Raw genomic sequence first — 19,028 nt, 5'->3', positions numbered from 1 at the left:
GCATTAATCCATTCAATTTTTGAAAAATATGCTTTTTCGCTACATGTTTGCGCCGAATTGCTGTAATTTCATCATTGTGTCACGGTTAATTGGGTGTGCGTATGAGTATTTTGATCAGGTTGAACCAATTTGGCGCCTTTGGCGTGTTTCGCGCCGATGGAAGCAGCGTTCCTCTGGGGGCAAAGCATCAGGCGCTTCTTGCGCTGCTTTCGACCTCTGCATCGGGAATTCGAACACGCGCCTTTCTGGAACATACGTTGTGGAGCCTTGCGCAACCAGAGCAGGCAAAAGCCAGTTTGCGAACGGCGTTGTCGACGCTGAAACGGCACCTTGGTCCCGAGGCCGCGAAGGCCATCAGTGCCAATCGGGAAAGGGTCACATTGGATCTCCAGCGTGTCCAGTTCATCGAACCCGAAGGAAACGCGGAATTCATGGAAGGGTTCGAGCTACCGCATGAAGCTCAGTTCGAAAGCTGGCTGGCGCAGATGCGCGCGGATTTTGATGCGAAAAACTCGGAGCAGCTGGAGGGCCAAAGGGGGGTGTCGGGGCGGATGCTCTACGACGATCTCCTGCCGCCGATTGCGGTCCTTCCGTTTGTGCAGCACACACCCGGAGAAGATACATCGCCTCTGGGATCTCTGTTGTCCGAAGAGCTGTCCCGTTGCCTGGCGCGCAGCCAGGCCTTCACGGTGACCTCCTACCTGGCTTCCCGTCAGTTCGACCCGACCCGTGTGCGCCCTTCCGAGGTGTCTTCCGTCGCTGGTGTGACTTACCTGGTGTCCGGGGTCGTCCATGTGCGCGGCCAGAAGATGGTGCTGGATGTCGAACTGCATGAGGCGGTGCGGGAAAAGGTCATCTGGTCCCGCAGTTTCGAAGGCCCTCTTGCGGACCTGATGACCGGACAGAGCGAAGCCTTGCGGGATGTGACCCGCCAGATCGGTCAGACGCTGATAGGTGAGGCGGTGCGACTGGTCAGCTTCAGGCCGCTGAGCAGTCTGGAGGGGCATACTCTTCTTATGGCGGCAATTTCCCTGATGCAGGAAATGAAACCGTCGTCCTTTGAGAAATCCCGTGAGATCCTGAATGTGCTGCTGGCACGGGAGCCGCGGCATCCGTTGCCGCTGACCTGGTTGGGCTTCTGGCATGTCATGCGGGTGCAGAAGGGGTATTCCAGCGACCGGCAGCTTGATACGCATCTGGCCAGTCAGATGGCGACATCTGCTCTGGAAGCGGACCCGGCTTTCTCCCTTGCGCATACATTGCGGGGCGCGATCTCGAGCCATTTGCTGTTCCATTTCGATCTGGCGCAGAATGAGTACGATCTTGCCCTGAAGGACAATCCCAACGAAGCTCTGGCGGTTCTGCTGAAGGGTACGACCCGTGCTTATCAAAATCGTCCCGAGGAGGCCGTGAAGCTCACCGATGCGGCCCGGCGGCTGTCGCCGCTTGGTCCGCAGCGGTACTACTTCGACGCGGAATCCGCTCTGGCGAACCTGACGGCAGGCGATTACGGTAGGGCGATTGAACTGGCCGACCGCTCGCTGCAGTCCAATGCATTCTATCCCGGAAGCCTGAGCACCAAGGCTATCGCTCTGCAGATGTCAGGGCGCCCGCAAGAGGCCCGGGATACGGTTCAGAACCTGCTGGATGCGATCCCGACCTTCAGCCTGTCGCGGTATCGTCAGGAAAGCCCGGGCGCGATCGGGCGCACGGGTGAGCGATGGACCAATGCTTTGCGGGAGGCGGGCGTTCCGGAGTAGGGGAGCGTCCACCGGACCTGCGGACATTTGTCGGCTCTGGTCGGAAACCGCTTGCGCTGAGGCCACGCTTTCGGCTTCCTTGACCCCGAATGGTCGGCCCCGGACAGGCCGACCAGAGGTTTGAGTTGGAGCGAAATCATGCAGGCAGTTACCTACCGGGCATTCGGCCCCGCCAGGGACGTCTTGTCCCTTGAGACCCTTGAGAGGCCCGATCTGGCCGCTGGTGAGGTGCGGGTCGCCTTGTCCTTCTCGGGAGTGAACCCGTCCGACGTCAAGGCGCGGGCCGGCGCAAGGGCCGGGGTGAGCGAGTTGCCTTTCCCTACAATCATTCCGCACAGCGACGGCGCCGGGGTCATCTGCGAGGTGGCAGAGGGCGTGGACCCGGCGCGGCTTGGACAGCGGGTCTGGATCTGGAACGGGCAGTGGCAGCGTGCCTTTGGCACCGCAGCGACCGAGATTTGCCTGCCGCAGGAACAGGCGGTCATGCTGCCGGATGAGGCCAGCCTGGAAACCGGAGCGGTTTTGGGTATTCCGGGTCTGACGGCCTGCCACACGGTGTTTGCCGGTGGGGATGTGACCGGAAAGACGGTTCTGGTTCAGGGCGGGGCCGGAACGGTGGGCTACCTGGCTGTGCAGCTCGCCAAATGGGGAGGCGCGCATGTGATCGCGACCTGTTCCCCCGCGGCACGCGAGCGGGTCCTGGCGGCCGGCGCAGATGCCGTCCTGGACTATCGCGCCGCGGATCTTGTCGATCAGATCCTGTCTGCAAACAGCGGCCGCCCGGTCGATCGCATTGTTGAAGTGGAATTCGGCCTCAACGCGGCAGTGGATGCCGAAGTCATTGCACCCAACGGGCGGATCACGGCCTATGGGTCCGCAAAAATGATGCAGCCCACCCTGCCATTCTATCCCTTGATGTTCAAAGCGGTGACCCTCGAGATGGCGCTGGTGTATCTTCTGACCGCGCAGCAAAGGCAGGCCGCAATCTCCCGTCTGCACCGCGCCCTGGAGGAGGGCGGGCTGACCGTTCCGATTGCACAGGTCTTTGCGATGGAGCAGGCGGCACAGGCTCATGAGGCCGTTGAAAAGGGCGATCGCAGCGGAGCGATTTTGCTGCAAACCTCATAGAACTCAAGGAATTAAGGGCATTGGGTGAGGGGCTGGAGAGATGTGAAAAAAACCTCTCCAGATTTTTTCAAAAACCCCTTGCGCAGCCTCCGAACTCCCTTTAGAAGGCCGGACACCGATGGGGTGTAGCCAAGTGGTAAGGCAGCGGTTTTTGGTACCGTGTATCGTAGGTTCGAATCCTACCACCCCAGCCATTTTCCTTTGAAAGACCAGTTAGCCTTGTTGGTCCGGCCTTTTTCCGGGCCGCTCGATGTAAGGATGTTCCGGCAGCAGGGTGCAAGGCGGGACAAGGCCACCAGTTGCGGCAACCGGTGCCTCGCACAACGGCGCAGCCGTTCGGCCCCTGATCAAGGTGCCATGGCCGCCTCTTTTCTTTCGTGATGTTCCGCCTCTGGCAAGACATGTCGCCGCGCACGCGCGTGAGCCTTTGCGGCCATGGATTCGGGGGAGATTGGCGATCCCTGAAGGACTCGAACCCTCAACCTGCTGATTAGAAGTCAGCTGCTCTATCCAGTTGAGCTAAGGGACCGCTGCGCTCCAGTTACGACACCGATACCAGAGGGGTCAAGGCACGCTGCGCAGATCGAGGTGCATAAAGGTGGACCAGGGGTCCTCGGCGTAGTCGCCGAAAGGACCGCATTCCGTAAAGCCATAAGACTCGTAGAGTTTTCGGGCAGGCTGGAAATCCGGTGTCGATCCGGTTTCAAGGTAAATCCCGGCCGCGTTTTCGCCGCGCGCCAGGTCCAGAAGATACTCCAGCATTGCACGGCCGGCGCCGCTGCCGCGCGCTTCGGCCAGGGTATGCATGGATTTCAGCTCGAATGCGTCTTCTGCGAGGCGTTTGAGTGCCCCCATGCCAAGCGCCATTCCCTCGCGGCGCAACAGAAAGAACGCGACCGAAGGATTGTCCAGACCACTGCCATCCAGCGCATGGCAGCTTTCTTCGGGGGACTGGGACGCCATTTGATCCAGATGCCTCCGAATAAGAAGCTCAGCCTCACGATCATTGGGGCTGGCCGGAGAAATCTGGAAATCGATCATTGCGCGGCTCAGTGGGTCCAGGGACCGCGGCGGTTGGTGGCGAAGTTGTCACCATATCCACCGGGGCGAATATTGGCCTTGCGCTGCTTGGGCTCGATCACCTCGGCCTCGATGCCGTGATCCTTGGCATACTCCAGCGCCTCTTCCTTGCTGTCGAAACGCAGACGGACCTGGCTTTGAGTGTCAGCAGAAGAGGTCCAGCCCATCAGGGGATCTACTTCGCGCGCGCTGGCCTGTGCAAATTCCAGAACCCACTTGCGGGTCTTGGCCATACCCGAGGTCATGGCGTTTCTTGCGGGCCGATAAATACGCGCTTGCATTTCAGTCTCCTACTTATCCGTTACAGTGTATATGCGATGATCCGCGCGCTGCGGCAAGATCGATTTGCCGGTGAATTGCTACAAGGCAACAGGAAAGCTCTGCCATCACTCATTGTCGCGCCGGATGGAAACGCTTTTGTGATCTTGCCCCCTTGATCTGGAACAAAAAGAGATCAAGTGTGAGGCCGCACCAGACAGGACCCACGATGCCCTACGCCCACTCCGACAAAACAGAGCCGAAGATGACCGAGCGCGCAGCCCAGCAACGCCCCAAGCTGGAAGGCGGAAAACGCTTCGTCATGAACACCGAGTTCGACCCGGCCGGTGATCAGCCCACGGCCATTGCCGAACTCAGCCAGGGCGTGCGGGAAGGAGAGCGCAACCAGGTACTGCTTGGCGCGACGGGCACCGGCAAGACCTTTACAATGGCCAAGGTGATCGAGGAGACCCAGCGCCCCGCCATCATTCTGGCCCCGAACAAGACGCTGGCGGCGCAGCTTTACGGCGAATTCAAGGGCTTCTTCCCGGAGAACTCGGTCGAGTATTTCGTGTCCTTCTACGACTACTACCAGCCCGAGGCCTATGTGCCGCGCTCGGATACCTATATCGAGAAGGAGAGCCAGATCAACGAGCAGATCGACCGCATGCGCCACTCGGCCACGCGGGCACTGCTGGAACGCGACGATGTGATCATCGTTGCCTCGGTCTCCTGCATCTACGGTATCGGTTCGGTCGAGACCTATTCGGCGATGACCCAGGATCTGAAAGTCGGGGAGATGTATGACCAGCGGCAGGTCATGGCAGACCTCGTCGCCCAACAGTACAAACGCAACGATCAGGCGTTTCAACGCGGCTCGTTCCGAGTGCGGGGCGACACTCTGGAAGTCTTCCCGGCCCACCTTGAGGACCGTGCCTGGAAGCTGTCGTTCTTTGGCGAAGAGCTGGAGGCAATCACCGAGTTCGACCCGCTGACCGGCGAGCGCACGGGATCCTTCGATCAGATCCGCGTCTATGCGAACTCCCACTATGTGACGCCCAAGCCGACGCTCAATCAGGCGGTCATCGAGATCAAGAAAGAGCTGCGGATGCGGCTGGATCAGCTGGTGGGCGAGGGCAAGTTGCTGGAGGCGCAGCGGCTGGAGCAACGCACCAATTTCGACATCGAAATGCTGGAGGCGACGGGCCACTGCAACGGGATCGAGAACTACTCGCGCTATCTGACCGGCCGCGCACCGGGCGAGCCGCCGCCGACCCTGTTTGAATTCATCCCCGACAACGCGATCGTCTTTGCCGATGAAAGCCATGTCTCGGTGCCGCAGATCGGCGCCATGTACAAGGGCGACCACCGGCGCAAGTTCACCCTCGCCGAACATGGCTTCCGGCTGCCGTCGTGCATGGACAACCGTCCGCTGAAGTTCGAGGAATGGGACGCCATGCGCCCGCAATCGGTCTTTGTTTCGGCCACCCCGGCGGCCTGGGAGCTGGAGCAATCGGGCGGGGTCTTTGCCGAACAGGTGATCCGGCCAACAGGCCTGTTGGATCCACAGGTTGAAATCCGCCCCGTCGAGATGCAGGTGGACGATCTGCTGGATGAGATCCGCAAGGTTTCTGCCGATGGCTTCCGCACGCTCTGTACGGTGCTGACCAAACGCATGGCCGAGGATCTGACAGAATACCTGCACGAGCAGGGCATCAAGGTGCGCTACATGCACAGCGACATCGACACGTTGGAGCGGATCGAGATCCTGCGCGATCTGCGCCTCGGGGCCTTCGATGTGCTGATCGGCATCAACCTTTTGCGCGAAGGTCTCGACATCCCCGAATGCGGGCTGGTGGCCATTCTGGATGCCGACAAGGAAGGCTTCCTGCGCTCGGAAACCTCGCTGGTCCAGACCATCGGCCGCGCCGCGCGCAACGCTGAGGGCCGCGTGATCATGTACGCTGATCGCATCACCGGATCGATGGAGCGCGCCATCGGCGAGACCGAGCGCCGCCGCGCCAAGCAGATCGCCTATAACGAGGAACACGGGATCACGCCCGCGACGGTCAAAAAGAACGTCGAGGATGTGCTCGCTGGCCTCTACCAGGGCGATGTGGACATGAACCGCGTCACCGCCAATATCGACAAGCCGATGCATGGCGCCAACCTTGAGGCGCATCTGAATGGCCTGCGCGAGGACATGCGCAAGGCGGCGGAAAACCTCGAGTTCGAAGAGGCCGCCCGCCTGCGCGACGAGATCAAGCGGCTGGAAGCGGTGGATCTGGCCATCTCGGACGATCCCCTGGCCCGCCAATCGGCGGTGGAGGCAGCCTCCGAAGCGGCCGTGAAATCGCGGGGCCGGTCGACGGCTGGCAAGGCCGGAACCCGCACGTACCGGGGGAAATCCCAGAAAAAGTACTCCTGAGGGTGTGCTCCGGTTCCGTCGCGCCGGTCAGATGCGGGCGGATTTGCAATAAAGTGGCGTGATGGCCGGGCAGGGCGGGGAGACGGGGGCACAAGACGTACAGGCCCGCAAACTGGCCCTCCTGCGACACCGCTCTTGTGCAACGCGGATGTGTGCCCGCAGACGTCGATCGCGTAGCCGCAGGAGCGATGTGCGGCACGGTGGAAGGTCTCAGGGCGTCCCTGACCTTTGAGGACGCAGATACGTCACCACAGCCTCCGACAGCGTCAGAACATCGGATGTGACAGAGGTGTGTTCTTCTGTGAGAGGAGCCTGTCTGGTCATCCCCTGCCGAAGAAGGTGTTTGCCGGGGAGTTCCGCATCCTGAATGCGAAGGTGAAACCAGTATTCGTCCAGCTTGCAGGCAGCCCTCTTCGCCCGTGAGAGAGCGATGGCACCGGATCTGGTTCGCAGAGAGTAGGAGATTCTGGCCGAAGTGTAATGCTGTCGCAGATCCACCGGGATACGGCGGGTGAAGTAGTAGGTGCCTTCCTTCACGAAGACATAGCTGCGCGAAATGTTCTCCAATCTGTTCCACGCCTCGCTTTGATCAGGTCAAAAGCTGATGCAGGGCAATGCCTTAGATGGAGAAATGGTGCCCCCACACGGACTCGAACCGCGGACCTACTGATTACAAATCAGTTGCTCTACCAGCTGAGCTATAGGGGCATGCCTTTGAAAACACTTGGCTTTTAAGGCTGTGATGCACTGGCGTGTCAGCTCCTCCAAAATGCGGGGGGTGACGTGCTCATCACAGAAACGGCGTTTAACCGATCGGCGAAGGAAGCGCAATCCGTATGTCAGCCATTTTCGTGCTGAATTTCAGTCCGCGCTCCGGGAAGGGCCTTGGCTGCCGTTTTCGCCTGCTCTCATGCAGAAGAATGCGACAGGAATTGACGCCTACAGCCGTGAAACCCGGAAAGGATCTGTCCGCGGCTGTGTTTGACGCGCGCGGGCTGCCAGAGTAAGCCTTGCTAAGACTTATCATCTGAAGGCATAGGCCCATTCATGCAGGTCATCATTCATGCGGGCGCACATGAGACGGAAGGGGACCGTCTGCTCAAGGCCTTGTTGCTCAATAGGGATGGGGCCGGCAAGCGTGGCACTGTGGTGCCTGGTCCCGGCAAATACCGCTATCTTCTGAGCGATTGTGTGGATGCCATAGTGGAGGGGCGCACCCCCATGCAAGGCAGCGGTGTCCTGTGGGATGCGATCCTCGATGAGGAAGAGGCCGAGCGTGTGGTTCTGTCCAATCCGCATTTCCTTGGCCCGCCGCGCCATGCGATCGACAGTCACGGGTTTTATCCGGAGGCCGAAATGCGCATCGGGGCGCTCAGGCAGCTCCTTGAGGACGAGGAACTGGAAATCCAGATCGGTTTGCGCGATCCGGCCAGTTTCCTTCCCGCCCTGTTGCGGGGGATGCAGCCGCAGCGCGCCGCCCAGATCCTGAGCGAGTGCGACCTGCTGTCGTTGCGATGGTCCAATCTGGTGCTGCGTCTCAGGACGGCTGTTCCCGACGTTCCGATCACGGTTTGGGCCTATGAGGAAATGCCGCTGATCTGGGCGGACATACTGCGCTCCCTGCTGGGGTTCGAAGCGGGGGAGCGGCTGACCGGGGGGATGGACCTGCTCTCTGCAATCATGTCCAGCGAGGGCATGAAACGCCTGCGGGCCTACCTGCATGAACACAAGGACTTGACCGAACCACAGAAACACAGGGTCATTGCCGCATTTCTTGACAAATACGCGATTGCTGATGAGATCGAGGAAGAGGTCGACCTGCCGGGATGGACCGAAGCGCTGATCGAAGAGCTGTCGATCCGCTATGATGCGGATCTGGAAGCGATTGCAGCCATCCCAGGCGTCAAGGTGCTGTCGGCTTGATCGTGGCGCCTTCTGTCTTGACACCGACATTGGACGCCACAGCCGATCGCAAGGGGCAGTGATGGCAGGGCAGCCCTTCAACATTGTCATCATCGGCCAGGCGGGCAGGCTGCAATATGAGGCCGCGCTTTTTGCAGCCTCGTTGCGGCACAGCGCGCCGGGTTTCCGGGGGCGTCTGTTCGTGGCCACGCCGCGCGCGGGGCCTTTGTGGGAAAAAGACCCCGAGGTCCGCAATCGGGGCGTTCTGGAACTCCTTGACCGGCTGGGGGCCGAGGTGCTGCCCTTTGACAGCCGGTATTTTGGCGAAAGCTATCCCCACGGCAACAAGATCGAGGCCCTGATGGCCCTGCCCGAGGGGGAGCCCTTCGTGTTTTTTGACAGCGATACGCTGATCACGGATGAGCTGTCAGAGGTGCCCTTCGACTTTGACCGCCCGTCGGCCTCTCTCAGGTGCGAGGGGACCTGGCCGAAGCCGACGCTTTACGGGCCGGGAACCGCAGAGATCTGGGCCGCGCTTTATGATCGGTTCGGTCTCGATTTCGCCAGCAGTCAGGACCCCGGTCAGCCGGAGGGTCACTGGCGGCGCTATCTCTATTTCAATGCCGGATTCTTCTACGGGGCCTGTCCGCATCGCTTTGGGGTGCGGTTCGCCGAATACGCCACCTCGATCCGGGATGATCTGCCGGTGGAGCTGGTCGGGCAGGCGCTGGATCCCTGGCTTGACCAGATCGCCCTGCCGCTTGTGATCCACTCGTTCGGCGGCGGACGCGACGCCTTGGAGCCGGGGTATCTTGATGGCAGGACCAGTTGCCACTACCGGCTGTTTCCACTGCTTTATGCACGGGAAGATGACCGGGTCATCAAGGTGCTGGAAGAGGTCGCAGCGCCCAACTGGATCAAGAAGGTGCTGAAAGGTTACGAGCCGATCAAGCGCATGGTTTACCAGGGACGCGGGGCCAAGGTGCGTGCGCTGTTCGATCAGGACAACCTGCCACGGCGCGAGCAGGTGATCCGCAACCGGATCAAGTCAAACGGTCTGTGGATGCGCTGACCCCTGCGCCTGCTTCTGGCAGGTCTGCCCCCTAAGCCGGCCTGTCCCTTACGCGTGCCTTTGGCAGGCCTGGGCGATCTGGTCGCGTAGCCAGATGTGCATTGGCGAATGATGGGTGCGGGAGGTCCAGGTCAGGTCGATCTCGAATTCTCCGCGAAACGGGCAGGGTGCGGTTTGCACCCGCTCAGCAAAATGCGCGGCAAGGCGGCTGGGCAGGGTCGCCACCAGATCTGTACCCTCCAGCAGTTCTGGCAGGGCAGCCGGGCTTGGAATGGACATCACCTGGTTCAGCGTTCTGCCTGCCGCTGCAATTTCGACCAGAAAGCGCGAGCGCCAGGAATCGCCATAGGTCACCACCACCTGCGGAGCCGCCAGAAAGGCGGCTTCGGTGCCCGGCATCCGATCGGCGGGCGTGCCGCGGGCCATCACCATGACCGAGTGCTCCCGTAGCAGGGTCCGGCGGAAATAGCTGCTGCCCTCGATGCGCACGGGGCCAATCACCAGATCGCTCTCGCCGCGGTCAAGGTGCTGTTTGCCTTCCACCGTCGAGGTGCGCACCGTCAGCCGCAACCCTGGCGCAACCTGCCGCAGCCTGCGCATCAGCCGGGGCAGGATGGTGGCCCGTTCATAGTAATTGCAGGAAATGATCACCTCGGCCTCGGCGCGGCCGGGGTCAAAGGCGCGCGGCTCGGCCAGTTGCAGCATTTCGTCCAGCATGCGGCTGGTGCTGGCGACGATCTCTTCGCAGCGTTCGGTCGCGACCATGCGTCCGCCTTGCCGCACGAACAGGGGATCTCCAAAGGCGCGGCGCAGCCGGTCGATCGTGTAGCTGACCGTGGATTGGTTGACGGTCAGCGTCTCTGCCGCCCGCGAGAAGGATCGGTAGCCATGTACGAGGCGCAGGGTCCGCAGGGCGGCAAAATCAAGGTTCAATGGGTCAGGCGTCTCGCTCATGCATGTAGTCTAACCCATATGAAACGATATGCATGCAATAATTCGATTGAGAAAATCAGTTTGATCGGATTGCCTCATTTTCACTTCGCCTTTTAGGCTTTCCCTCCAAGGTGAAAACGGGGGGAGAAGATGAGCGTTTCCACGGTGAGCAAACCGCCACAGGACGAGCAGATCACCATTCAGGATCTGACCCTGGATCCTTATCCCATTTACCAGCGCCTGCGCCGCGAGGCGCCTGTGGTGCGGGTATCTTCGCTTGGGCGCACATTGCTGACCAAGGCCGAGGACACGAAATACGTGAAGGACAACCCGGCTCTGTTCAGCTCGAATGATCCCAAGACCCCGATGACACGGGCGTTTCGCGCCCATACCCTGATGCGCAAGGACGGGGCCGAGCACGCGCGCGAGCGCGAGGCCATGGCGCCGACCTTCACGGGCCGCAACATCAAGGGCTGCTGGGAGGGGATTTACACGAAGATCGCCGAGGATTTCGTCGCGGGCCTGCCGCGCGGACAGACGGTGGACCTGTTTCCCGCACTGGCCGGGCCGTTTGCGGCGCATTGCCTCAAGCACCTTCTGGGCATTCCCGAAGCCAGCGATGACGACATGCAGCGCTGGAGCCAGATCCTGATCGACGGGGCCGGCAATTTCGCCTTCACGGACGCGCTTTTTGCCGATTGCGATGCCGCCAACGATGAAATGGACGCGCTGTTCCGGGCCGCCATTCCGCGCCATCTGGCGGATCCCAACCCCAGTGCCCTGTCGGTGATGGTCAATGCGGAGGATCCGATCCCCGAAAGCCAGATCTTTTCCAACATCAAGATCGCCATCGGCGGCGGCATCAACGAGCCGCGCGATGCGCTTCTGACCATTCTCTACGGGCTCTTCACCAACCCGGATCAACTGGCCGAGGCCAAGACCAAGGACATGTGGGGCGAGGCCTTTGAGGAGGGGGTGCGCTGGGTCGCGCCGATCCAGGCGAGTTCACGCATGGTTATGGAGGACACCGAGATCCGCGGATATGTGATCCCCAAGGGCGATACGGTGATGACCATCCAGGCCTCTGCCTGCCGGGACGAGGACATCTACGGAGACGATGGGGAAAGCTTCAACATCTTTCGCCCCCGCAAGCCGCATCAGGCTTTTGGCAACGGGCCGCATTTCTGTCAGGGGACCCATATCGCCCGCCGGATGCTGGCGAATATCATGCTGCCCATGCTGTTTGACAGGTTCCCGAACATGGAACTGGCAAAAGACGAGCCTGTACAGTTCTACGGGTTCGGGTTCCGCGGACCACGCAATCTGCCGGTGACACTGATGTAGGTCACTGATGGGAGGAGATGCCGGATACTCTGGCCAATAAATCATCATCTGGGAGGAGAACATGATGACACGCAAAATACTGGGTGCGGCGCTTTTTGCCGCTGCTACCGCGCTGACGCCTGTGGCGGTCGCGGCCCAAGAGGTCACCCTGCGGCTGCACCAATTCCTGCCGCCGCCCGCCACGGTGCCGAAAATGATCCTGAAACCCTGGGCGGCCGAGGTAGAGGCCGCCTCAAACGGGCGCATCAAGATCGAACACTATGACGCCATGTCCCTGGGCGGCACGCCGCCGGGGCTGATGGATCAGGCCGCCGATGGGGTCGCCGATATGGTAATGACCGTGGTGGGGTACACGCCGGGCCGTTTTCCCAAGACCGAGGTCTTTGAACTGCCCTTCATGATGACCGACCCGATTGCGACCTCCAAGGCGTTTATGGAACTGGTCGAAACCGACCTGCAGGAGGGTGAATACAAGGACGTGAAGGTGCTGGGCGCCTGGGTGCATGGACCCGGTGTCATCCATACCGAAAGCGGCGTGACCAAGCTTGAGGATATGGAAGGGCAGACCCTGCGCGGGCCGACCCGGATCATCACCGACATGCTGAAAGAGCTGGGTGCGACGCCCGTGGGGCTGCCGCTGCCTGCGATCCCCGAGGCGCTGTCCAAAGGCGTGATCAGCGGCACGGTGATCCCGTGGGAGGTGACACCTGCGGTCAAGCTGAGTGACCTTGTCGAGCATCACACTGAGTTCAGCGGCAACGAATCGCTCTATACTGCGACCATCGTTCTGGTGATGAACCGGGACAAGTACAACGCGCTGCCGGATGATCTGAAGGCAATTCTGGATGCGGAATCCGGGCAGAAGCTATCCGCCTTTGCTGCCCGCGTGATGCTGGAACGCGATGCGCCGGGTCGAGAGATCGCCGAGGACAAGGGCAATGAGATCTTTGTTCTGGACGAGGCGGAAGTGGCGCGCTGGAAGGAAAAGGCGCAGCCCGTGATTGCCCGATGGGTCGAAGAGATGAACGCCAAGGGCGTGGACGGCGAAGCCCTGATCCAACAGGCAAAATCGCTCATCACCAAACACGGCGGGTAATAGCAGGCGTTCAAATCGGGCAGAAAATCGAACGCAACGACGAAGGGCGCAGGCAGCAACCTGCGCCCTTTTTTGCATGCAAAGTGGCGACTGAGGCGTATCGTGCCTGGCCTGTCACCCCACGTTTTGCTCAGATTGGGGCTGATCGGCGCTTGTTTTGCCGATCCCGGCGCAAACCTGTGACTAGGGCCTTGCCGAAAAACCGCGACTGCTTCCGGCCCATTCCCGAGGAGGCCCCGCGATTGCAGTTGCATCAGCCTGCGCCTGGCGTCGAGGCAAAGCTTTGTCGGCCAGGATCGAGTGACACGGTTGCTCATACTCGGGTGCGCTTACGCGCTCATGTACCGGAGCCGAGATCGCCTCGCCGCGGAACTCCGGCGCGTCAAAATCAAACCGGCGCAACAGCCGGAACAAGGCGCGCCGCCGAAGCGCGGCCTCTTCCTTATCAAGAGAAAAATGCATCATGACTGGTTCCCACACCTACCAAGGTCTTAACCTCTGGCATGGCAGTGGCAAACAGAAGGTTTCCAAACGCAGTCAAAATACGGCGAGTTTTCCATTTATTAAGCTAAGATAACCGAGTGTTTACGGCAGCCTCGCGGCAGTCCTGATCGGCCTGACAACCTCAGCTTCGGGCCAGAAGAGGGCGCGCTTCGGCAAAAGAGAGAAGGCGGCGGCTGTCCTCGTCCCACAGGTGAAGGCGCGCATTGGCCAGGCTTTCACGGATGGTCATGCGGTTGCTTTCGGCCAGTTCCTGATGATCGCGCAGCACTTCGGTCAGCCGGTAAAACGGGATGCGGCTGTATAGGTGATGCACGTGGTGGATACCGATATTGGCGCTGAACCACTGCAGGACTGCGGGCAGCTGATAGTAGGAACTGCCATGCAGAGCGGATTCATGCAGCTGCCAGTCGGGATCGTGATCCCAGTTGGTGTGTTCGAACTGGTGCTGCACATAGAACAGCCAGACGCCGATTGTGGCCGCCATAAGGGTGCTGGGCAGGAAAATCAGCACCAGCGGCTGCCAGCCGCCATAGTACCAGATGGTCACCAGAGCAGCGAGGATGACCAGATTGGTGAGCATGGCACTGAGCCAGTATTTGCCGCTGTCCATCAATCCCAGCGGGATACGGTTCTGCAGCAGGAACAGATAGCCGGGGCCGAGGCCGAACAGGACCAGTGGATTGCGATAAAGACGATAGACCAGCCGCTGAAAGCGCCCCAGCGCACGGTACTCGGCCAGGGTCAGCGTGTGTACATCGCCCATGCCCCGTTTATCCAGGTTGCCGGTGGCGCTGTGGTGGATCGAATGGGTCCGGCGCCAGACGTCATAAGGCGTGAGCGTGACCACCCCCATTGCCCGGCCGATCCAATCGCTGATGGTCCGGCTTGGGAAAAAGGCGCCATGGCCGCAGTCGTGCTGGATCGCAAACAGCCGCACCAGAAACGCCCCGTTCACAAGCGAGATCCCGAAGGCCAGCCAGTAGCTGATCGACAGGCTCCACCACGCGAGGCCCCAGAGGAGGACAAAGGGCACAACCGTGGCCCCCAGCTCAAAGGCGCTGCGCAGCCGGTTTGGATCGCGATAGGTGGCAAGGGTCTTGACCCAGTCGCGGGCAGGGGTTGCGCCGCGTGCGGGGCCTTTGGGGTCGATGATGTCGGTCATGCGCCTGTAGTCTTGTGTTTCTTACTGCCCGGATACCTGAGTATGTGGCTATAGCAAGAGGAATTTGAAACTCTGTTATCCACTTGTGGGGCTGGATCAGCTGCCTTTGGGTCAATCAGGCGTTGCACAGGGCGCGCAACGTCGCATTCAAGGTTTTGATTTTGAGGGAGATTTGCCTTTTCTCGCAGGGGCGCGGCGGCGGGGAGCAGAGACAATGGGCCGCAAGGCGTTACAGGGTGAGTTTTGAAGGTTGGCGCAAAATGAAATGAGCCGCCCCGGACAGGGCGGCTCATTATGATCCTGACTTGGCGGCCACGCCGCTTTGGCGTCAGCCGTAAACCAGCCGTGGCAGCCAGGTGATGATCTCGGGGAAGACCATACACAGCACCAGGCCGACGATCTGCAGCGCCAGAAACGGCAGCGCGGATTTGAAGATATCCGACATCGGGATCTCGGCCGGGGCCACGCCGCGCAGGTAGAACAGCGCATAGCCGAAGGGCGGCGACAGAAAGCTCATCTGCATGTTGACGAGGTAGAGCACGCCGAACCACAGGACCAGATCGGCTTCGGAGGTCAGGCCGAACGGCTCGGGGCCCATTGCCTTGATGATCGGCACGAAGATCGGCACGCACAGCAGCAGGATGCCGACCCAGTCGAGGAACATGCCCAGAATGACCAGAACGAACATCATGATGATCAGGATGCCCCAGGGACCGAAACCGGTTGCCTCAAGCGCCGATTGTACGAACTGCTGACCGCCTTCGAGAACGTAAAGCCCCACGAAAATGGTGGCGCCGAACATGATCCAGATCACCATGGCGCTTGCCTTGAGCGTGCCGATCGAGGCTTCGCGCACCGTTTGCCAGTCCAGCTTGCGGTGGATTGCGGCGACGATGAAGGCGCCGAAAGTGCCGATGCCGGCGGCTTCCACCGGGGTTGCAACACCCGTGAAGATCACGCCGAGCACGATCACGATCAGCGCGATGGGTGCCGACATATTGCCCATCAGGCGAACCTTCTCGGCAAAGCTGACGCGTTCCTCGACCGGGATCGGCGGGCCGAGCGTGGGGTTGATGGTGGAGCGGGCAATCACATACAGGACATAGGTGCCCGACAGCATCAGCCCCGGAAAGACCGCGCCGATGAACAATTCGCCCACCGACTGCTCGGCCACCACCGCATAGATGATCGCCAGGATCGACGGCGGGATCAGGATGCCGAGCGTGCCGCCCGCCATGATCGAACCCATCGCGATCTTCGGATCATAGCCGCGTTTCAGCATGGCGGGCAGGGCGATGATGCCCATGGTTACAACGGCCGCGCCGATCACGCCCACCATGGCCGCCAGAACGGTCGATGCGATGATCGTTGCCGCTGCCAGACCGCCTTTGACGCCGCCCAGCACCTTGTAGATCACATCGAACATGTCGTTGATTATCCCGGCCCTTTCCAGCATCGAGGCCATGAAGATGAAGAGCGGGATCGCCGAAAGCTGATAGTTGGTCATCAGCGGGAAGATCCGGCTTGGGACGATGTTGAGCGCCCGCTCGTCCCCCAGGAGATAGAGGAAGACGCAGGCCAGACCCCCGGTCACAAAGGCCAGCGGCAGCCCGGCCATCAGAAGGGCCAGGAGCGAGCCGAACATGATGAGTGTCAGCCACTCGATTCCAATTTCCAGACCCATGTCTTAGGCCCCCTTCACGATTGCGCGCACGTCCTGCGCAAGCTTGGAAATGCCCTGAAGGACCAGCAGCAGGCCGCCGATCACCATGACCCATTTCATTGGCCACAGCGGGATTTCCCATTCATTGAAGCTGATCTCGCCCCAGCGGATATTCGGATCGGTCCATTGCGCCAGGTTCATGCTGCCCAGCATCTCGCCAAAGCCGATGTTGCCGCGCGCCCATTCGGACACCACGCCGTTGCCGGTGGCCACCGCATTTGCATCCAGCGCGAATTTGTAGCCGGTGAACAGCAGGGTGAAGGCAAAGATGAAGAAGAAGATCGAGGTGAACAGATCCGCCCACGCCCGTTTGGGGCGGCTGAGCGGCGCGTAGAAGATGTCCACCCGCACATGCGCCTCGGTCAGCATCGCGTAGGAGCCGGCAATGAGGTACTGCATGCCGAACATCAGGTACATCGCCTCATGCGCCCAGTTGGTGGGCGAGCCGAAGACATAGCGGCTGATCACTTCGAAGTAATAGACGAAGACCGCGATCACGGCCCAGTAGCTGACGAACTCGCCCGCCATCAGGGACGTGCGGTCGATCCATCCGGTCCAGCCGGTCGACACATGGCTGGAATCCTCGACCTTCTCGGCCTCTTCCAACTCACGCAGGGCTTTTTCGGCTTCGGTTTCCGGCTCTTCCTCGGGCAGGTTCTGATTGGCCCGGCGCACCAGGCCCGGCATCAATACCGCGTCCACCAGCATTGCAGCCAGCAGCACGTATAGCGCATAGGCCCCGACCTGGTTCCAGAAGGCCATGTTCTCGCCGGCAACCTCCAGGGCTGGAGCGGCGGTTTCGAGGTCAGTCTTCGCTTGGGCGATGCGTTCCTGGCCGTCCGAGATACGCTTCTCGGCGCGCTCTATGTTCTTTTCCGCGCGCCGCTGGGCAAACGAGCCTTCCTCGGCGGCGGTCAGTTCCTCGCGCAGGGTGGGCAGATCGGCCTCGGCAGCGGCAACGCGGCCCTCTTCGCGTTCCAGCGTGCGTTCCGCCTGGCGCACCACGTTGGAGGCGTCCGACAGAATGCTGCGTGCTTCCTGGCCGTTCGAATTTGCGATCAGGATCAGCACGAAGACAGGGATGTAGGCAAGGCCGACAAGGCTGCGCAGGTAGAACCGGTGCAGACCCAGCATGCCGCCGGTCACAAGAATGAAGTAGCCAAGCGAGTTGGTGTATTTGCTGGGGCCGGTTTTGGGCCTGCGGGCCAGGAACATGGCCACCAGCGGGAAGACGATCAGTCCGATCCAATAGGCCCAATGGGGCAAGGACACATCGAGACTGGGCATGGGGATCCCCCGTTGATGTTAGAGATGAGCTGTCTCACAAACGGACCCGCACGCGATGTGCGGGTCCGACGCGGTTCAAGGTGCTGTGGTTCGGATCACAGATCCAGGGTCATGCCCTCGGTCAGGGCCGGGTCCACATAGCCAAGCGAGCCGGACTGCATGTAGTCGAGGATCGTCTTGAAGACGCGGGCGCTGGACTTGTCGCGGTTGGCGTATTTGTACCAGACGGGCACGGCGACCTCGGTCATCAGCTCCACATCGTCCTGGCTGAGGCGGGTAACCTCGGTGCCATCGGCCTCGAACTTCTTCCAGGCTTCCTGGTCGGCGGCCTGGATCGCGGCGTGGTGCATGTCGGAATAGACGTGGGTTTCCATCTCGACGAACTGCTGCATCTGCGGCGAAAGCGCATTCCAGCTGTCCATGCCCACAGTGAGGTCCATGATGTCCACCGGCTGGTAGAGCGACATGAAACCCGGAGGGCCCATGACGATATAGTCGGTCACCTGGCTGAAGCCGAGCGAGTAGTTCACCGCGGGGCCCACATAGTCGGCCACGTCGATGGTGCCCTTTTCCAGCGCCGGGAAGATTTCCGAGCCGGGCAGAACGGTGGTTTCGGCGCCAACTTCGGTGAAGATCTCGGCGACCATGCCGCCGGGCAGGCGCATTTTGCGGCCACGGAAATCGTCGATCGAGCGGATCGGCACCTTGGAATGGATGATGTTCGGACCGTGGTGGATCGGGCCGACGAAGTGCATACCCTGCGCCTTGTACAGCTCGCGGGCCATGTCGATCCCGCCAAGGCCGTAGTAGAAGACGTCATATTCATGCGGGTTGCGCAGGCCCAGCGGGAAGGACGACAGGAAGACCGCCGCCGGAATGATGCCTTGCGCGTAGATGGTGAAGGGATTCACCGCGTCCAGAACGCCGTTCTTGACCGCGTCATAGAGCTGGAAGTCGCCGACGACGTCATTGGCGCCAAAGGGCTGGAACGCCAGCTCACCGCCGGTCTTTTCGACGATGGTCCCGCACCAGTCCTTGAAGATCTGAAGCCCGGCGCCGCCCGGCCAGGATGTTTGCACCTTCCAGGTTTTCGTATGGCTGGCGGCTGTTGCGATATGGGGCGCGGCCAGCCCGGCAGCTCCAGCCCCGGCAAGAGCGGTCAGCGCGCGGCGGCGCGATACGATTTTTGTCATGATACTCAATTCCTCCCTTTTCCTGTCTTGCGACAGTTCCGACCGCGCCCCCCCTCGGGTTTTCTGTGCGCGGTGCGACCATTTTAGGGCTCTGATTTCAGATTCTCAAAATCATATGTTTTGTTTTTTTCAGCCCCAGAGATGATGCTCGGGCTAAC

At 60.8% G+C, this 19,028-nt stretch carries 15 protein-coding genes and 3 tRNA genes; 8 read left to right on the top strand and 10 right to left on the bottom strand.

Going from position 1 to position 19,028, the window contains the following annotated elements; all coding sequences use genetic code 11:
- Positions 1–101 precede the first annotated feature (101 nt).
- The 3 genes from AADA15_RS10365 (at position 102) to AADA15_RS10355 (ending at position 3,082) form a co-directional block, all read left to right on the top strand.
- Positions 102–1,760, top strand: coding sequence for a transcriptional regulator (locus AADA15_RS10365; RefSeq protein ID WP_341641487.1), 1,659 nt, complete (start codon positions 102–104; stop codon positions 1,758–1,760).
- A 138-nt stretch (positions 1,761–1,898) separates the two neighbouring features.
- Entirely contained in the window at positions 1,899–2,888 is a 990-nt protein-coding gene (locus AADA15_RS10360; RefSeq protein WP_341641486.1) for an NADPH:quinone reductase, read from the top strand.
- 119 nt (positions 2,889–3,007) lie between these two features.
- Positions 3,008–3,082 (top strand) — tRNA-Gln (locus AADA15_RS10355).
- A gap of 258 nt (positions 3,083–3,340) precedes the next feature.
- On the opposite strand, the gene AADA15_RS10350 is transcribed toward AADA15_RS10355, so the two are convergent.
- From AADA15_RS10350 to AADA15_RS10340, 3 genes are all read right to left on the bottom strand, one after another.
- Positions 3,341–3,417: transfer RNA gene (locus tag AADA15_RS10350), tRNA-Arg, on the bottom strand.
- A 35-nt stretch (positions 3,418–3,452) separates the two neighbouring features.
- Positions 3,453–3,929, bottom strand: coding sequence for a GNAT family N-acetyltransferase (locus AADA15_RS10345; RefSeq protein ID WP_341641485.1), 477 nt, complete (start codon positions 3,927–3,929; stop codon positions 3,453–3,455).
- A gap of 8 nt (positions 3,930–3,937) precedes the next feature.
- The gene (locus AADA15_RS10340) at positions 3,938–4,249 is read right to left on the bottom strand and encodes an ETC complex I subunit (protein WP_341641484.1); all 312 of its coding nucleotides are present in this window, start codon (positions 4,247–4,249) and stop codon (positions 3,938–3,940) included.
- A 206-nt stretch (positions 4,250–4,455) separates the two neighbouring features.
- Here AADA15_RS10340 and uvrB point away from each other — a divergent pair, with 206 nt between their 5' ends.
- Complete coding sequence (uvrB, locus tag AADA15_RS10335; protein WP_341641483.1) at positions 4,456–6,654, top strand: excinuclease ABC subunit UvrB; 2,199 nt, start codon at positions 4,456–4,458, stop codon at positions 6,652–6,654.
- A 210-nt stretch (positions 6,655–6,864) separates the two neighbouring features.
- Here the strand turns inward: uvrB and AADA15_RS10330 are convergent, their stop codons facing one another.
- Entirely contained in the window at positions 6,865–7,221 is a 357-nt protein-coding gene (locus AADA15_RS10330) for a DUF6538 domain-containing protein (RefSeq protein WP_341641482.1), read from the bottom strand.
- 65 nt (positions 7,222–7,286) lie between these two features.
- Positions 7,287–7,362: transfer RNA gene (locus AADA15_RS10325), tRNA-Thr, on the bottom strand.
- Between the two features lie 339 nt (positions 7,363–7,701).
- Between AADA15_RS10325 and AADA15_RS10320 the strand changes: the two genes are divergently transcribed.
- Together AADA15_RS10320 and AADA15_RS10315 are read left to right on the top strand one after the other, a co-directional pair.
- On the top strand, positions 7,702–8,577 hold the full coding sequence (locus AADA15_RS10320) for a hypothetical protein (RefSeq protein ID WP_341641481.1): 876 nt from the start codon (positions 7,702–7,704) through the stop codon (positions 8,575–8,577).
- 61 nt (positions 8,578–8,638) lie between these two features.
- Positions 8,639–9,628, top strand: a complete 990-nt coding sequence (locus tag AADA15_RS10315) for a GT-B fold glycosyltransferase domain-containing protein (protein WP_341641480.1) — start codon at positions 8,639–8,641, stop codon at positions 9,626–9,628.
- 48 nt (positions 9,629–9,676) lie between these two features.
- On the opposite strand, the gene AADA15_RS10310 is transcribed toward AADA15_RS10315, so the two are convergent.
- Entirely contained in the window at positions 9,677–10,582 is a 906-nt protein-coding gene (locus AADA15_RS10310) for a LysR family transcriptional regulator (RefSeq protein ID WP_341641479.1), read from the bottom strand.
- Between the two features lie 129 nt (positions 10,583–10,711).
- Here AADA15_RS10310 and AADA15_RS10305 point away from each other — a divergent pair, with 129 nt between their 5' ends.
- Positions 10,712–11,905, top strand: coding sequence for a cytochrome P450 (locus AADA15_RS10305; RefSeq protein ID WP_341641478.1), 1,194 nt, complete (start codon positions 10,712–10,714; stop codon positions 11,903–11,905).
- 61 nt (positions 11,906–11,966) lie between these two features.
- Entirely contained in the window at positions 11,967–13,001 is a 1,035-nt protein-coding gene (locus AADA15_RS10300; RefSeq protein ID WP_341641477.1) for a TRAP transporter substrate-binding protein, read from the top strand.
- A 625-nt stretch (positions 13,002–13,626) separates the two neighbouring features.
- On the opposite strand, the gene AADA15_RS10295 is transcribed toward AADA15_RS10300, so the two are convergent.
- From AADA15_RS10295 to dctP, 4 genes are all read right to left on the bottom strand, one after another.
- The gene (locus AADA15_RS10295) at positions 13,627–14,667 is read right to left on the bottom strand and encodes a fatty acid desaturase (protein WP_341641476.1); all 1,041 of its coding nucleotides are present in this window, start codon (positions 14,665–14,667) and stop codon (positions 13,627–13,629) included.
- A 328-nt stretch (positions 14,668–14,995) separates the two neighbouring features.
- Positions 14,996–16,351, bottom strand: coding sequence for a TRAP transporter large permease (locus AADA15_RS10290; protein ID WP_341641475.1), 1,356 nt, complete (start codon positions 16,349–16,351; stop codon positions 14,996–14,998).
- Between the two features lie 3 nt (positions 16,352–16,354).
- Positions 16,355–17,677: a TRAP transporter small permease subunit gene (locus AADA15_RS10285; protein WP_341641474.1), complete on the bottom strand. Its 1,323-nt coding sequence runs from the start codon at positions 17,675–17,677 to the stop codon at positions 16,355–16,357.
- 95 nt (positions 17,678–17,772) lie between these two features.
- A complete protein-coding gene (gene dctP, locus AADA15_RS10280) occupies positions 17,773–18,870 on the bottom strand; it encodes a TRAP transporter substrate-binding protein DctP (protein ID WP_341641473.1) in 1,098 nt (365 codons plus the stop codon).
- Positions 18,871–19,028: the final 158 nt, after the last annotated feature.

Origin of the sequence: Phycobacter sedimenti (assembly GCF_038148855.1) — a bacterium.
Taxonomy (GTDB): Bacteria; Pseudomonadota; Alphaproteobacteria; order Rhodobacterales; family Rhodobacteraceae; genus Phycobacter; species Phycobacter sedimenti.
This window is presented reverse-complemented; position numbering and strand designations above follow the sequence as displayed.

What these genes read in the sequence shown, in the direction of transcription:
- AADA15_RS10345 (WP_341641485.1), bottom strand. Translation starts at nt 3,929, where the DNA reads ATGATCGATTTCCAGATTTCTCCGGCCAGCCCCAATGATCGTGAGGCT.
- AADA15_RS10365 (WP_341641487.1), top strand. Translation starts at nt 102, where the DNA reads ATGAGTATTTTGATCAGGTTGAACCAATTTGGCGCCTTTGGCGTGTTT.
- AADA15_RS10300 (WP_341641477.1), top strand. Translation starts at nt 11,967, where the DNA reads ATGATGACACGCAAAATACTGGGTGCGGCGCTTTTTGCCGCTGCTACC.
- AADA15_RS10340 (WP_341641484.1), bottom strand. Translation starts at nt 4,249, where the DNA reads ATGCAAGCGCGTATTTATCGGCCCGCAAGAAACGCCATGACCTCGGGT.
- AADA15_RS10310 (WP_341641479.1), bottom strand. Translation starts at nt 10,582, where the DNA reads ATGAGCGAGACGCCTGACCCATTGAACCTTGATTTTGCCGCCCTGCGG.
- AADA15_RS10360 (WP_341641486.1), top strand. Translation starts at nt 1,899, where the DNA reads ATGCAGGCAGTTACCTACCGGGCATTCGGCCCCGCCAGGGACGTCTTG.
- uvrB (WP_341641483.1), top strand. Translation starts at nt 4,456, where the DNA reads ATGCCCTACGCCCACTCCGACAAAACAGAGCCGAAGATGACCGAGCGC.
- AADA15_RS10295 (WP_341641476.1), bottom strand. Translation starts at nt 14,667, where the DNA reads ATGACCGACATCATCGACCCCAAAGGCCCCGCACGCGGCGCAACCCCT.
- AADA15_RS10290 (WP_341641475.1), bottom strand. Translation starts at nt 16,351, where the DNA reads ATGGGTCTGGAAATTGGAATCGAGTGGCTGACACTCATCATGTTCGGC.
- AADA15_RS10320 (WP_341641481.1), top strand. Translation starts at nt 7,702, where the DNA reads ATGCAGGTCATCATTCATGCGGGCGCACATGAGACGGAAGGGGACCGT.
- AADA15_RS10285 (WP_341641474.1), bottom strand. Translation starts at nt 17,677, where the DNA reads ATGCCCAGTCTCGATGTGTCCTTGCCCCATTGGGCCTATTGGATCGGA.
- AADA15_RS10305 (WP_341641478.1), top strand. Translation starts at nt 10,712, where the DNA reads ATGAGCGTTTCCACGGTGAGCAAACCGCCACAGGACGAGCAGATCACC.
- dctP (WP_341641473.1), bottom strand. Translation starts at nt 18,870, where the DNA reads ATGACAAAAATCGTATCGCGCCGCCGCGCGCTGACCGCTCTTGCCGGG.
- AADA15_RS10315 (WP_341641480.1), top strand. Translation starts at nt 8,639, where the DNA reads ATGGCAGGGCAGCCCTTCAACATTGTCATCATCGGCCAGGCGGGCAGG.